Here is a 13,631-nt window from a genome sequence, read left to right as displayed (position 1 = left end):
AGGATTCCGTACAAGCAAGGAGGCCCGGGACCGGGACGCCCCGTACGGGCTACGACGGCGGCCTCCTCAGGTAGTCGACGGCGGCGAGGTCGTCGTTGTCATGGCCGGCCGCGACGGTAGCTTGCAAGCGGTCCCGGACGGCCTGGAGCAGAGGGCTGGGGGTGGCGGCTGCCGCGGCCAGTTCGATGTCCTTGAGGGCGAGTTGCACCGCAAATCCCGGCGCGTACGAGGCGTCGTCCATGACGCCTACCTTTTGCAACTCGTACGGCATGGCGAGCGGGCCCGCCTCGAGCACCCGGACAAACGTCGCGTGGTCGACGCCGAGAGCGTCGCACAGTGCAAGGACGTCGCTCATGGCGACCGTCGAGGCAGCCATCCAGGCGTTGACCACGAGCTTGACGGCGCTGCCCTCGACCTCCGTCCCGACGTGGAGCACGGACGAGCCGAGGTCGTCGAGCAGGGGACGCGCCCGCGAGAGGACGTCCTCGGCGCCGGCAACCAGCCAGACAAGCTTGCCCTGCAGAGCGGGAGCGGTGCTTCCCGAGACCGGGGCGTCGAGGTAGGCAACACCGTGATCACGAGCCAGACCGGCCAGCGCGCCGGCGTACCTTGGCCCTACCGTGCTCGCCTGTACCCAGACGGCATCGTTGTCGAGCCGACCGATGGCATCTGACATGACCTGGGTGACCGCATCGCCGTCCCGGAGCACGGTGACGACGACGGACGCGCCGGAGACCGCGTCTCCCACCGCCCTCACTGCCGTGACCCCGGCAGCGTGGTCCGCCGCCGCACGAGCCCTCTCCTCCGTCCGGTTCCACAGACGTACCTCGTGGCCGGTTGCTCCGAGCCGCGTTGCCATCGCGGCGCCGAGCGCGCCTGCTCCGAGAACAGCGACAGTGGAAGCGTGAGACATGAAAAGCACTCCTTGCCTGTTTTCCCCCGTGCCCATGTTCCGCCGGCAACCCGAGTCCGTCCTGGCAAGGACCGTTGTCCAAGGGCTGTCCCGCAGATGATCCAAGCGGCTGCTCGCTGTGCGGCGTGCTCGGGACCGTGATAGGTGCGTCGCGGGCTCAGCTCACCGCCACGCCGTAGGGGCTGTCGCCGAGGGTGACAGTCGCGACGACCTTGTGGGAATGCGGGTCGATGACCGTGAGGGTGCCCGCTCCCTGGTTCGTGACATAGATCGCCTCGTTGGTGACCTCCAGGTTGAACGGGTCGGTGCCGGGAGGGCCCAGGGAGATGGTTCCCACGACGTGGTGGTTGCCGATGTCGATCACGGATACGTTGCCCGGGCCGAGAACGGCGGTGTAGGCGAAGCGGGCGCCGGGCCCGATGGCCGTGTCGAAGGGGCCCTCGCCGACGGGCACGGCGGTCGCCTTGCCGGAACGGGTTCCGACGACGAGGACGCGCGCTGCCACCTCGTCGGCGACGTAGGCCGACTTGCCGTCCGGGGTGATGGCGACGCCCACCGGGGAACGCCCTGCGGAAAGCTTCCGGGCGACCCGGCGCGTGCTGGTGTCGATGACCGACAGGTTGCCGGACCCGGAATTCGCCACGTAGGCCGTACCGCCGTCAGGACTGAACGCCACGTTCACCGGGGACTTGCCGACCGGGATGGTCGCGGTCACCCGGTTGGTTCGGGTGTCGATCACCGAGACGGTGTTCGAACTGCCGTTGGTGACGTAGAGGGACTTGCCATCGGGGCTGAGCCCGACACCGGTGGGGCTCTTCCCGACCGTCACGGTTTTGACGATCTTGTTGTTCTTGGTGTCGAGGACCGAGACCCGGGCCGAGCCGCTGTTGGCGATGTACACGTGCTTGCCGTCCTTGGCGACCGCGACGCCTTCGGGTGCCACGCCGGCCGGTACGGTTGCGACGACCTTGTAGGTAGCGGCGTCGATCACCGAGAGCGTGTTGTCCTGCTGGTTCGTGACATACACGTGGCCACTGGCACCGCCGTGAGTGGGCGCTGCCAGCCGAGGGGAGTCCTTGTGTACCGGGGCGGTGATGGGCGTACAGGAGATCAACAGGCCCCCGATGCCCGCCGCGAGTACCGGTCGGAGCGTTCTGCCGGGTCGCCGACGGCCGCTGCCGACTCGGGTCCGCTGGGCAGAGAACATCTCGCCTCCTGTGCGCGTTGCGATGGTTCGGTCCAGGGCCGGGCGAGGCGGCTTCTCGCCGACGCCGCCCGGTGACAGGGAAGGATCAGGCCAGGAGCCCGCGGGCGTAGTAGTCCTTCTCGTCCCGAACACCGGGCAGCGCGAAGAAGTAACCCCCGCCCCGTGGACTGATGTACGGCACCAGTGCCTCGCCTTCCAGCCGGGTCTGCATGGTGGTGTAGGTGTTCAGCTTCCGCTGGAAGCAGACGAATGCATGCCCCATGTCGAGTTCCGGCGGGTTGGGGCTCCGGTCGTAGTCGTAACTGCGACGCAGGATGGTGCTGGTCGCGAAGGTCTGCGGAGTCTGGGGATTGGCGAGGCGGATGTGAGAATTCAGCGGGGTGATCAGACCCTGCGGGTCGTTGGTGTAGATCGGGTCGAGGAGATCCGTGGCGTTCTCGTCGGCGGCGTACATGGGTGCGCCGCTCGCCTTGCGGCGGCCGAAGATCCGCTCCTGTTGAGCAACGGGCACCTTCTGCCACGCCTCGATGAAGAAGTGCACGATACGCACCACGTGGTACGTGCCGCCTGCGGCCCAGCCCGGTTCGCCGCTCTTCGGCTGGACCCAGACCACCTGATTCATCTGGGCCTCGTCGGAGAGGGTCGGGTTGGAGATTCCGTCCTTGAAACCGAACCAGTCACGCCGGACACCGACGGGACGCTCCGGATTGCGCTGGCCGTCAATGCGCCAGCGCAGCTTCATTGCTGATTTGGTGTGGGTCAGGATGTCGAGCAATGCGTGCACCGTCGTGTCACGGTGATCGGCGCAGATCTGGATCAGCAGGTCGCCCTGGCTCAGTTCGGGGTCCAGGCTGTCATGGCGGAAAGGTTTCATCGTGGTGAGCTGGACCGGCTTGCGCTTGCTCAATCCGTAGCGGCTGTCGAAGAGGGACGCGCCCACTCCGACTGTCAGGGTGAGACCGTCCGCCACGAACGTGGGTCCCATGATGCCGTTGTCCGACGGCGCTGCGGTCCGCGGCACCTTCGGTGGCCTGCCGCCCGCCGTGAGGAAACGGGCTCGCGAGGTCAGCGTGCGGAAAAGGCCGGTGAGCTTCGCGCGGCTGGAGGCGGTCACATCGAACGAGACGAAAATTGCGTCCTGCTGGGGCAGGGTGGCGATGCCTGCCTGGTGGTAGCCATGAAACGGAATCGTGCGGGATTTCGGTTCCGCCTTGATTTCGACCGTCGGGTCGGCACTCGCCGGACTGCTGCCCAAGACGGTCGCGCCCGCCGCTCCGGCCAGGCCCGCGGCGGCGCCGTGAAGAAACGACCGCCGGACAAACGCACTCGCCGGGCATCCTTCGCCGCTCCACCCTTCCTCCAGGGTCGCTGATGTCTCGTGAGCCATGGTTCCCCTCAGGCAAGGATCCAGGCGGCAAGTCGTGCGGTGCCGCCGCGATCGGATTCCGTGAGCCGGCCCCGGCCCACAAGGCGCGCGACCGCGGGCGGCAGCCCAACCAGCGTCGGGATTGCCGCCAGTTACATAAATGTTTCGTAAAAGGTAATTTATTGGACGTGCGCGCTCGCGCCACTGGAGAGAGGCCGTTCGGTCAACCCCTCCATCGCCGACACGGATCTGAGGTCGTGGCCCGTCGAGCGCTTGGCGGCGAGAGCAGCCCTGCTGGCGCGTTGAAGGCGTCGTAGTGCAGCGCGGCCGTCCGTGCCGGTAATGACGTCGGTCTGCTCGTCCAGTGCGGTGAAGATTTCCTCGGCCAGGCGCTCGGCCACTAGGGGTCGTGAGTCGGATCAAGCTGTCGACGACGCCCTCATAGGCGAGGTCGACCGAGCGGGTGGCCCGGCGATGGTGCGGTCCAGCGGCGTTCACAAGTCGCTCGCCCCGATTGCTTCGCCTGCCTGCCCCTCGTTGCCAGAGTCTGGATACCAGCCCGCTGACATGCGACACCGGACCGCGAACCGGGCGCTCGCCCGCGTTCCGGCAGACCGAAGCCACTCAGCGCAGTACCGCTGCCAGCAGGTCGGCCCCCAGCGCCGTCAGATCGGGCAGATTGAGCGTGTAACGGACGTAACGACCGTGCCGCCGGGCCGTGAGAAGGCCTGCGCGGCGCAGGACAGCGAGGTGGCGGGAAACCTCCGGGGGTGAAAGTTCCCAGGCGTGGGCTAGCTCACCGGTGGTGTGCGGGCCACGGGCCAGGGTGCGCAGCAGCCGCAGCCGTACCGGATGTGCGAGTGCCTCCAGCCGTAGCGTGACCGTTTCCAGCGATGCCGGCTCCGATGGACTCGGCTCGGCCACGGGGTACTGCACCACTGGCTGCCGGCCGGGCGCGTGGACCGCCACCAGGTGCGGGCGGCCGAAGACACTGGGGATGAAGGTGACCCCGGTTCTGTCGGCGGCGGTTGCCTTGTCCTGCAGCTTGTCCACGATGATGCAGTCGCCGTCCGGTGCCAGGGTGACTGCGCCGGAGACCGATGCGAGTGCCGCCCCGATGCCCTGGCGCTTCAGCAGGTCGTTCTTCAGGCGCAGGTCGGTGGCGAGTTGCACGGCGACGCCCGTCCAGGCGGCGTCGAAGAAGGCCTCGGCGCACTGTTCGAGGGTGTGGCGCACCCGCGCCCGCACGGCTGCGGGGTCCGCGAGCAGCCGTTCCGCGAAGGCCTCTTGGAGCGCGCCGCGGGCCTGGGCGAGGTCCAAGGCTCGCTCGCGCGCCGCCGCGTCGGCGAGCGGTGACGGCGCGGCGAAGTGGACCCGGTTGCTGCCGCACGTGGTAATGAGCGCGGCGGTCACATAGGTTTCATCATCGATCCGGTCTACATCGTCCAGCTCCTCGGCGAGGGTCGGCCGCGGACGAGCGGGGACCAGGAAGTCGGCTCGTGAGGAACGCCAGAGGAACTCCGCCTCCCTGAGCCGCTCGGCCAGCTCCGGCCGCAGCCCAGCCCAGACGTCCCCGGCCCAGCCGGCGAGCTGCGGGTGATGCGGGGGTTCGGCCAGCACGTGCAGCATCGCGGTCAGCTCGGCCAGCGGGGAGGCAGCGAACCGCAGGCGCCCGGACGGCAGGCCGCCGATATCGATCCTCAACGTCATCCCCTCATCATCGCTGGTCGGATGGCCGACGACCGCGTCGATTGACGGTGTCCGTCAACCGACATAGTCGGCCCGGCAGTCGAACGCACCGTTGACGCCATGGCAACCACCACCAAGCTCCAGCCGCGCGCCCTCGTCCGTGCCTCCGGAGGCCCCCGCTATGCCGTCGCCCTGGCCGTGGACGCGCTCGGCACCGGCTTGTTGCGGCCCTTTCTGCTGCTCTACGGGGTGTCCGTGCTGAGGCTGTCCGCGCCGGCCACCGGCATCGCCATGACGGTCGGCGTCGTCGTGGGTCTGGTGTGCATGCCTGCGGTGGGCCGCTGGCTGGACCGGGGCGCCCGCAGTGCGGTCGTGGCGGCGGCGATGCTCGTGCGGGTGCTGGGCGTGGCGCTGCTGCTGGCCACCCCGGCGGGGCACGCGGGGCTGTTCGCGGCGGCAGCGCTCTTCCTCGGCATCGGCAATCAGGCGTGGCCGGCCGCCCACGCGGCTGTCGTGGCCACGGTCGCCCATGGTCGGGAACGCGACGCCGCGCTCGCGGGAGGCCGCGCCCTGCGCAACGCCGCCCTGGGCGTGGGCGCCCTCCTAGCCACCGCGTGCCTGACGGGCGGCACCACCGCGTTACAGGCGCTGGCAGCCGTCACCGGGCTCGCCTACCTCACTGCGGCAGCCCTGGCATGGTCGGTGCACCTGCACACGCATCCGGCCGCTACCCCGGCCGAGGACAGGACCGATGGGCCCTCACCGCGGATGCGCGCGCTGCTGGCCGCCAACGTGGTCTACGTCTTCTGCCTCAACGTCCCCGAAATCGCGCTCCCTCTGGTCCTGGCAACCCAGTTGCACGCATCTGCGGTGTGGTCGGCAGCCATCTACGTGGCCAACACGGTGCTGGTGGTCACCCTGCAGGTTCCGGTCACCGTCCTGATGTCCCGCTTCTCCCGGCGGACCGTGCTGGCTCTCGCCGGCGTGGTACTCGCCGCGTCCTACCTCGGCTTCCTCGCGGCTACCTCACTGGGGCACGGCTGGGGTGCCCCGGCCGTCGCCACGGTGTCCGTGGTCTGCACCATCGGCGAGATCATCTATGCCGGCAACGCCACTGCGCTCGTCACCGCCCTCGCCCCGGCCCATGTCCTGGGACGCGCCCTCGCCCGCTTCCAGCTCTCCACGGGCTTCGGCCTCGCCGTCTCCCCGGCGGTCATCACCGCTCTCGCCTCCCACAGCTCAGCTGCCCTCTGGGGCAGCCTCGCCGCTGCGACGCTCCTCTCCGCCGCCGCCGTTGCCACCGAGAAGGATCAAAGAACGCGACTCAGCGGTTGCTGCCGCCGGGCGCGAGGAGGCTCGTGAGCTCGGCCATCGCTTCGGCCACCGAAGAGCGATTTGCTCGTCCAAGAGGGCCGCGCCTCCGTCCGAGTACCGGGTTGGGTGGGTAGGACGCAGAATTCGTTGCCCTCGGGGTCTGCCATGACCACCCAGCTTCGGTCTGAGCCCTGGCCCACATCCGCCTTGGTGACGCCCAGGCCGAGCAATCGGGTCACCTTGTCCTCGGTGCTGCCGCAATGAACAGCAGGGCGGGCGACATCTGGTGGGCCCGAACATCCTCAACGGTCGGCACCCAGGATCCGATCTCGACCTTGCCCTCGCTCCGGTCGATCACCTTGAAGTCCAGAACCTCGCACCAGAAGGCCGCGAGTCTCTCCGGATCGTGGCAGTCAACGGCCAACTCGGTGAACCTACTTGTCATGACTCTCAAAGCCCCCTGGTAGGAACAGGTCTGCGAAGAACTGGTTCCAGGCATCGAGAGGTTTCACGCGTTGTGCAACGCTGACCATGTAGACCTCCCTCGGTGATTCAATTTCCGTCGGTCGGCGACAGTGCTGTGACACGGAATTTTCCGTAGTTCCGTCACAGTTGGCGCTGCGGCAGGGATGACCAAATATTCCTCGTCAGTCTCCAGTTGACATGCAGTGTCCCGGTGGGAGGCTTGAACTGATTGCCCGGCGGGGCGTATCCGCTGCGCTCACTGATGCAGCCGGAGAGGCAACGGAACCGGTGCCGGATCAGCCATTGGCGTCGTAGGGCACCCCGTCGAGTTTCTCGCGTCAATTTTGAGTGAGTATTTTGCGAAACCCCTTGGATGCGTCGGGAAGTGCATACAAACGCTCTCATAGTCACAGGAGTTCTGCGTACGCGTTTCATGTGGCGCATGCAAGGTAATCGCAGTTGATTCATTCGTAAATTTTGTTCTTTCCCTCGACATTCGGAAAAGTCGGACAGGAGGAGAGAATCCCCATGAAGGCTCTGGTGTATGACGGGCCACGTTCGGTGAACGTGCAGGACGTGCCGGACGCGAGGATCGAGCGGCCGACGGATGTGCTGGTGAAGATCACTTCCACCAACATTTGCGGGTCGGACCTGCATATGTATGAGGGGCGCACGGACATGGAGACGGGGCGTGTCCTGGGCCACGAGAACATGGGGGAGGTCATCGAGGTCGGCGACGGCGTGGATCGTGTGCGGGTGGGGGACCTGGTCTGTTTGCCGTTCAACATCAGCTGCGGGTTCTGCCGCAACTGTGACAACGGTCTGACGGCCTTCTGCCTGACCACGCCGGTGGACCCGACGATGGCCGGTGCCGCATACGGCTTCGCGGGAATGGGCCCCTACAACGGCGGTCAGGCGGAGTTCCTGCGGGTTCCGTACGGAGACTCCAACTGCCTGGTGCTGCCGGAGGATGCGCGGGAGAAGCAGACCGACTACGTGATGCTGTCCGACATCTTCCCGACCGGCTGGCACTGCACGGAGCTGGCCGGCGTGCAGCCGGGCGAGACCGTCGTCGTCTACGGCGCGGGCCCGGTCGGTCTGATGGCGGCGCTGTCGGCAAATCTCAAGAGCGCGGCGCGGGTGATGGTCGTCGACCGTCACCCGGACCGGCTCGCGCTCGCAGAGCAGATCGGTGCGATTCCCATCGATGACTCCAAGGCCTCGCCGATCGACCAGATCAACGAGCTCACCAACGGTCTGGGGGCGGACCGTGGGTGTGAGTGCGTGGGCTACCAGGCGCACGACCTCCAGGGTGTCGAGCACCCGAACCTGACGCTCAACAACTTGGTGCACTCGGTGAAGTTCACCGGGACGATCGGGGTCGTGGGTGTCTTCGTACCGCACGACCCGGGGAGCCCGGACAAGCTCTACAAGGAGGACGGCGAGGTCGCCTTCGACTACGGCCTGTACTGGTTCAAGGGCCAGTCGATGGGGACCGGTCAGGCCAACGTCAAGGCATACAACCGACAGCTGTGCGCCCTGATAGAGCAGGGCAAGGCCAAGCCCTCGTGGATCGTCTCCCACGAGCTGCCGCTGGACCAGGCCCCCGCCGGTTACCAGCACTTCGACGCCCGTGACGACGGCTGGACCAAGGTCGTCCTCCACCCCGACGGCTCGAGCTGACCCACGGGCCACCCGTGGGCAAGGTCCGCCCGCCGACATCGGGCAGACGCTCGCATGACCGAGAGTCCGGTGCCAGGGCCGTCGTCGGCAAGATCATGACCATCGCCGACGGCGGCGCCCCTAGCACCGGACTCACCCGCCTCTGGCTGCCGTCGCACAGCTGAGGAGTGGAGGGCTCGCACGCGCGGTTGGCGGGACTGAGTGTCTCGTCGGAGGGGCGTATCTCGCGTCGACTGCGGGCGGATTGTCTTGGGTCGAAGGTGGGGCGAGCTGGTGCCGGACCGGCGGGTGTGCACCCGGGGCCGGACTCTCACTCCGAGTGGCGCCGGTGCCCGGGCCGGGGCGATTGTGGTGCAGAGGACCTGGTGAACGAGGACGCGCACCGTGATGAGGACGATCACGGCGGTCCTCCACCGCGTAGGCGAGGTGAAGAAATCATCTGCTGCCGTGGGTTCCGGGACAGGCCGCGTTACCCGCATTCGGCATGACCGCCGGATCCCGTGGACGGGAGAAGACCGATGAGCGGAAGGCTGACAGGCAGGAAGGCCCTGGTCACCGGTGGCGCACGAGGGATCGGCGCGGCTGTGGCGCGCAGGCTTGCCGCAGACGGGGCAGACGTGGCGATCAACTACCGCAGCAGCGGCGACGCGGCCGAAACGCTCGCCGCCGAGATCAGCGCCGACGGACGCCGCGTGGTCGTGATCAAGGCGGACGTCAGCGATCCGGATCAGATCCGGCGGCTGGCCGATGAGGCCACCGAAGCTCTTGACGGGCTCGACATCCTGGTCAGCAACGCCGGAATCGAGTACTTCGGCAAGCTGGACGATGTCACCCCCGCCGACTTCGACCGTGTCTTCGCCATCAACACACGAGCCCAGTTCTTTGCCGTACAGAACGCCGCACGGCATATGGGCGAAGGAGGGAGGATCGTACTGACGTCATCGCAGAGTGCCCACAAGGCGGTTTTCTACCACGCCCTTTATGCGTCGAGTAAGGCCGCAGTCGAATGCATCGCGCTCAACCTCAGTCCCGAACTCGGCCGGCGCGGCATCACCATCAACGCCATCGCCCCCGGGGGTACCGTCACCGACATGTCCGCTCACGCGGCTTCCCACTACGTCCATCCCGACGTCGACACTGATTTCCACACCCTTATCCGCACCGCCAGTTCACTCGGTCGGATGGCCGAGCCCTCCGAAATCGCCGCGGTCGTCTCGTTCCTGGTGTCGGACGACGCATCGTTCATCACCGGCCGGACCATCCAGGCCGACGGTGGCTGGTTCTGACCCAGGAAGGGCATGGCCGTGCGTTGGGGAGTATCAGGTGGTTGAGATCCACAGTGTCCGGCAGGTCGAGGGTGCTCATGCAAGCGGATGCCGTCTTCCAGGATTGAGGTAGAGCAATGACGTACGTCGCCCAGGACCGCCCACGGATCGGATGGGTCGGTGCCGGCCGCATGGGCTTCCAACTCGCCGCCCGACTGCTGGACGCGGGGCACGACGTAGCCGTCTACAACAGAACCCGGTCCAAGGCCGCACCGCTGGCGGAACGGGGAGCGATGCTCGTCGACCGACCGGCCGATCTGGCCGACCGGGATGTCGTCTTCACCATGGTCTCCGCCTCACCCGACCTGGAGGCGGTCACCACGGGCCCCGGCGGCGTGCTGAGCTCGCCGGATGCCGCTCCGGGGGTGCTGATCGACAGCTCGACGGTGTCAACCCGGATGTCCGCGCTGATCCGCAGCGAATCCGCCAAGCGTGGGACCGAATTCCTGGCCGCCCCGGTGAGTGGGAACCCGAAGGTGATCGCCGCAGGGAAGCTGACTGTCGCGGCCTCCGGCTCGCGCGAGGTGTTCGGCCAGGTCGAGCCGTTGCTGGCTCTGCTCGGGCGCGGGGTGACCTACGTTGGCGAGGGCGAAACCGCCCGGCTCGTCAAGATTGCGCACAACGTCTTCCTCGGTGTCGTCACCCAGTCGCTCGCCGAGATCACGGTCCTCGCAGAAAAAGGCGGTGTCAGCCGTGCCGCCTTCCTGGAATTCCTCAACGACTCCGTGATGGGCTCGGACTACACCCGCTACAAGTCGCCCGCGCTGGTGAACCTGGACTTCACACCGACGTTCACCATGCCGCTGCTGCGCAAGGACCTCGACTTGGGACTGTCCGCAGCCCGCGAGCTGGAGGTACCCATGCCACTCGCCGCCGCCACCGCTCAGCTCGTCGCGGGTGCCATCGGCGCGGGGCACGTCGACGAGGACTTCGCCACCTTGATCCTCGAACAGGCCAGGAACTCCGGCATCACGCTGAACCCCCAGAACGTGCCCGTGGACGACGGTCTCTCACCGCAGGCATGACCTGCCGACCGGCGCCACCGGCGGGATCCAGGCGCCGGGCGTTCCGGGGGCGACGTCGGTGAGCTCGGTGAGCAGGGCCAGAACGGCCTCGCGGTCACCGGAGTCGACGGAGGTCATGGCGGACGACTGGGTGGATGAGTCCGGCGGTTGTCACGATGGATGTCCCGGTCGATCTCGTCGAGCCGCTCGGTGACGCCCAGGATTTCGGTGATCCGCTGCAGGGCTCGCCTCGGCTCGGTCACGACCGCATGCCGTCCAGGGTGAGGTGCAAGGTGGCGCCGGCCGAGCCGTGGCCGTCCGGCGGTGTCGTCGGGCCTGGGGCCCTGGTCACCGCGTACAGGCGGCGGGGCAGGCCGGTCAGCCGGAACCTGCCGTCGCGGTCGGTGGTGGTGCGTGCCACGACCCTGCCCGTCGCGTCGACGGCGCGTATGCCTGCCCCGGGCAGTGGGCGGTCCGGGTTCGCCGCGCGGACGACGCCGGCGATCTGCCCGTTCGTCCGAGAGGCGGTTTCTGCGGCGGCGGGGTGGCCGTTGCCGCCGGTCGTCATCGAGTAGGTGGCCGGGCGGTAGCCATCTGCCGTGACGATCAGCGCGTACGTCTCGAGGGCCGAGTCCCTGGTGGGGTGAGGTCGGTCTTCGCGCAGTCCGGGCGGACTGGCCCGAGCGCTGTCGGGGCCGACCGTCGGTGGGTTGGAGTGTGTGACGCCCGAGGCGAATCCGCGGGATCCGACGGGGACGGCCGCTCGGTCCGGTGTCACGGAGCCGTGGCGTGCAGCCTCCGGGCCCCGGAGTGCCGGGCAGGAATAGTCCGTGGTGCCGACGGTGGTCGGCTTGTCGGTGTGCACGTATTTGCCGCCGCGCAGCCAGGAGGCGACGGCGGCTACGAGGCAGGCGGCGATTGCGAAGATGAAAGCGGCCTCCAGGCCTTTCGCGAACGGCTCGGAGATCAGGGTGGGGAAGAAGCCACGGCCGGTCAGGTAGGCCGCGTGGCTCGCCGGCAGGTGATCCAGCACATTCGGGCCGAGCAACGTCTGGACCGGGTTGTAGCCCAGCAGCGAGGCGAACAGCACCGAGACCGGTGGCAGGGCGGACAGCCGTTCCGCGTCGCCGGCGGGGACGCCCTGGGCGACGAGGCCGCTGGACAGAGCGTGCGGCAGTGTGCCGGCCAGGCCGAGGACGATCAGGCTGAAGAACACCCCGATGGACAGCACCAGCGCAGAGTTCTGGAAGGTGGTGCTCATGCCGCCGCCGACCCCACGCTGGTCCGCGGGCAGGCTGTTCATGATCCCGGCCCGGTTCGGGGATGCGAACAGTCCCATCCCGATGCCGTTGAGCAGGAGGATCGCGGCGAACGTCCCGTAATGGAAGTCGACCGGCAGGAGCGCCAGCAGCACGAAGCTGGCTGCCGCGACGAGCATGCCGCCGGTGGCGAACGGCCGCGCCCCGTAGCGGTCGGAGAGCCAGCCGGAGATCGGCCCGGCCACCAGGAACCCGACGGTGAGCGGCAGCATGTAGATGCCCGCCCATAGCGGAGTCTCGGTGAATCCGTAGCCGTGCCGGGGCAGCCAGATCCCCTGCAGCCAGATGATCAGGATGAACATCAGCCCGCCACGGCCTATCCCGGACAATAGGCTCGCGAGGTTCCCGGCGGTGAACGCACGGATGCGGAACAAGCTCATCTGGAACATCGGCTCGGCGACCCTGGTCTCGACGATGCCGAAGATCACCAGCATGACCACGCCGCCGATGAGGGCGGAGAGCACCCACGGGTTGGTCCAGCCCATGGTGTGCCCGTGGTAGGGCTGGATGCCGTAGGTGATGCCGGCCAGCACCGCGACCAGCCCGACAGCAAAGGTCAGATTGCCCCACCAGTCCAGCCGGGCGGGCCGCCGGATGCCGGTGTCGTGCAGTTTCCGATACGACCAGAACGTGCCGAACACCCCGATCGGCACCGACAGCAGGAACACCATGCGCCACTCCACCGGGGCGAGCAGCCCTCCGAGCACCAGCCCCATGAACGAGCCGGCGATGCCCGCCACCTGGTTCAGTCCCAACGCCAGGCCGCGTCTGTCGGCAGGGAAGGCGTCGGTGATGATCGCGTTGGAGTTGGCCATCAGCATCGCGCCCCCGACACCCTGGCCCACGCGCATCAGGATCAGCCAGAGTGCGCCCGCCGTGCCATGCATCCAGGTCACCGACAACAGCACCGAGAACACGGTGAAAACCGCGAATCCCGCGTTGTACATGCGAACCCGGCCGTACATGTCGCCCATCCGGCCGAAGGTGACCACGAGCACCGCTGTGACCACCAAATACCCCGTGATCAACCACAGCAGCAGACTCGTGTTCCCCGGCTGCAGTGGATCGATCCCGATTCCACGGAAGATGTCCGGCAGCGCGATAAGCATGATCGATGCGTTGATCGTGGCTATCAGAACACCCAGCGTGGTGTTGGACAGCACGACCCACTCATAGTGCGGGCCGGCGGTATCAGCGGCGCCTCGGGCCCGCCCCCGCGCCGCTCGCGATCCGGCGGACCTCGCAGTCATGGGCACGTCCTCGTACGAGGGGGTATGGATCAGTTCCCTCTTCCCAAACTAACTCTCCTCCGATTTCGCAGATCTTGCTGCCGGCCGTGGGCAGTC

At 67.7% G+C, this 13,631-nt stretch carries 10 protein-coding genes and 1 pseudogene; 4 read left to right on the top strand and 7 right to left on the bottom strand.

Annotated elements, in window-relative coordinates; translation table 11 throughout:
• Positions 1-49 precede the first annotated feature (49 nt).
• The 4 genes from ACIA8E_RS27370 to ACIA8E_RS27355 form a co-directional block, all read right to left on the bottom strand.
• Positions 50-913 carry an NAD(P)-dependent oxidoreductase gene (locus tag ACIA8E_RS27370; protein ID WP_399301958.1) on the bottom strand — a complete coding sequence of 288 codons (864 nt, stop codon included), beginning with the start codon at positions 911-913 and terminating at the stop codon, positions 50-52.
• Positions 914-1,070: 157 nt separating this feature from the next.
• The gene (locus tag ACIA8E_RS27365; protein WP_399301957.1) at positions 1,071-2,120 is read right to left on the bottom strand and encodes a cytochrome D1 domain-containing protein; all 1,050 of its coding nucleotides are present in this window, start codon (positions 2,118-2,120) and stop codon (positions 1,071-1,073) included.
• An 85-nt stretch (positions 2,121-2,205) separates the two neighbouring features.
• On the bottom strand, positions 2,206-3,375 hold the full coding sequence (locus ACIA8E_RS27360; protein ID WP_399301956.1) for a Dyp-type peroxidase: 1,170 nt from the start codon (positions 3,373-3,375) through the stop codon (positions 2,206-2,208).
• 735 nt (positions 3,376-4,110) lie between these two features.
• Positions 4,111-5,196 (bottom strand): DUF5937 family protein, encoded by a 1,086-nt coding sequence (locus tag ACIA8E_RS27355; RefSeq protein ID WP_399301955.1) that lies wholly within the window; start codon positions 5,194-5,196, stop codon positions 4,111-4,113.
• A 99-nt stretch (positions 5,197-5,295) separates the two neighbouring features.
• Between ACIA8E_RS27355 and ACIA8E_RS27350 the strand changes: the two genes are divergently transcribed.
• A complete protein-coding gene (locus ACIA8E_RS27350) occupies positions 5,296-6,537 on the top strand; it encodes an MFS transporter (protein ID WP_399301954.1) in 1,242 nt (413 codons plus the stop codon).
• Here the strand turns inward: ACIA8E_RS27350 and ACIA8E_RS27345 are convergent.
• Positions 6,486-6,934 (bottom strand): annotated as a pseudogene (locus ACIA8E_RS27345) (VOC family protein). The gene ACIA8E_RS27350 and the pseudogene ACIA8E_RS27345 overlap by 52 nt on opposite strands.
• A gap of 548 nt (positions 6,935-7,482) precedes the next feature.
• Here ACIA8E_RS27345 and ACIA8E_RS27340 point away from each other — a divergent pair.
• From ACIA8E_RS27340 to ACIA8E_RS27330, 3 genes are all read left to right on the top strand, one after another.
• Positions 7,483-8,637, top strand: a complete 1,155-nt coding sequence (locus ACIA8E_RS27340; protein ID WP_399301953.1) for a glutathione-independent formaldehyde dehydrogenase — start codon at positions 7,483-7,485, stop codon at positions 8,635-8,637.
• A gap of 518 nt (positions 8,638-9,155) precedes the next feature.
• Positions 9,156-9,923 carry an SDR family NAD(P)-dependent oxidoreductase gene (locus tag ACIA8E_RS27335; RefSeq protein ID WP_399301952.1) on the top strand — a complete coding sequence of 256 codons (768 nt, stop codon included), beginning with the start codon at positions 9,156-9,158 and terminating at the stop codon, positions 9,921-9,923.
• 116 nt (positions 9,924-10,039) lie between these two features.
• Positions 10,040-10,987 (top strand): NAD(P)-dependent oxidoreductase, encoded by a 948-nt coding sequence (locus tag ACIA8E_RS27330; RefSeq protein ID WP_399301951.1) that lies wholly within the window; start codon positions 10,040-10,042, stop codon positions 10,985-10,987.
• Here ACIA8E_RS27330 and ACIA8E_RS27325 read toward each other — a convergent pair.
• Together ACIA8E_RS27325 and ACIA8E_RS27320 are read right to left on the bottom strand one after the other, a co-directional pair.
• Entirely contained in the window at positions 10,973-11,104 is a 132-nt protein-coding gene (locus ACIA8E_RS27325) for a hypothetical protein (protein WP_399301950.1), read from the bottom strand. The genes ACIA8E_RS27330 and ACIA8E_RS27325 overlap by 15 nt on opposite strands.
• Positions 11,105-11,225: 121 nt before the next feature.
• Positions 11,226-13,535, bottom strand: coding sequence for an MFS transporter (locus tag ACIA8E_RS27320; protein ID WP_399301949.1), 2,310 nt, complete (start codon positions 13,533-13,535; stop codon positions 11,226-11,228).
• Between the last annotated feature and the right edge of the window lie 96 nt (positions 13,536-13,631).

Source organism: Streptomyces sp. NPDC051664 (genome assembly GCF_044453545.1).
Taxonomy (GTDB): Bacteria; Actinomycetota; Actinomycetes; order Streptomycetales; family Streptomycetaceae; genus Streptomyces.
This window is presented reverse-complemented; position numbering and strand designations above follow the sequence as displayed.

What these genes read in the sequence shown, in the direction of transcription:
- ACIA8E_RS27350 (WP_399301954.1), top strand. Translation starts at nt 5,296, where the DNA reads ATGGCAACCACCACCAAGCTCCAGCCGCGCGCCCTCGTCCGTGCCTCC.
- ACIA8E_RS27335 (WP_399301952.1), top strand. Translation starts at nt 9,156, where the DNA reads ATGAGCGGAAGGCTGACAGGCAGGAAGGCCCTGGTCACCGGTGGCGCA.
- ACIA8E_RS27365 (WP_399301957.1), bottom strand. Translation starts at nt 2,120, where the DNA reads ATGTTCTCTGCCCAGCGGACCCGAGTCGGCAGCGGCCGTCGGCGACCC.
- ACIA8E_RS27340 (WP_399301953.1), top strand. Translation starts at nt 7,483, where the DNA reads ATGAAGGCTCTGGTGTATGACGGGCCACGTTCGGTGAACGTGCAGGAC.
- ACIA8E_RS27370 (WP_399301958.1), bottom strand. Translation starts at nt 913, where the DNA reads ATGTCTCACGCTTCCACTGTCGCTGTTCTCGGAGCAGGCGCGCTCGGC.
- ACIA8E_RS27355 (WP_399301955.1), bottom strand. Translation starts at nt 5,196, where the DNA reads ATGACGTTGAGGATCGATATCGGCGGCCTGCCGTCCGGGCGCCTGCGG.
- ACIA8E_RS27330 (WP_399301951.1), top strand. Translation starts at nt 10,040, where the DNA reads ATGACGTACGTCGCCCAGGACCGCCCACGGATCGGATGGGTCGGTGCC.
- ACIA8E_RS27320 (WP_399301949.1), bottom strand. Translation starts at nt 13,535, where the DNA reads ATGACTGCGAGGTCCGCCGGATCGCGAGCGGCGCGGGGGCGGGCCCGA.
- ACIA8E_RS27325 (WP_399301950.1), bottom strand. Translation starts at nt 11,104, where the DNA reads ATGACCTCCGTCGACTCCGGTGACCGCGAGGCCGTTCTGGCCCTGCTC.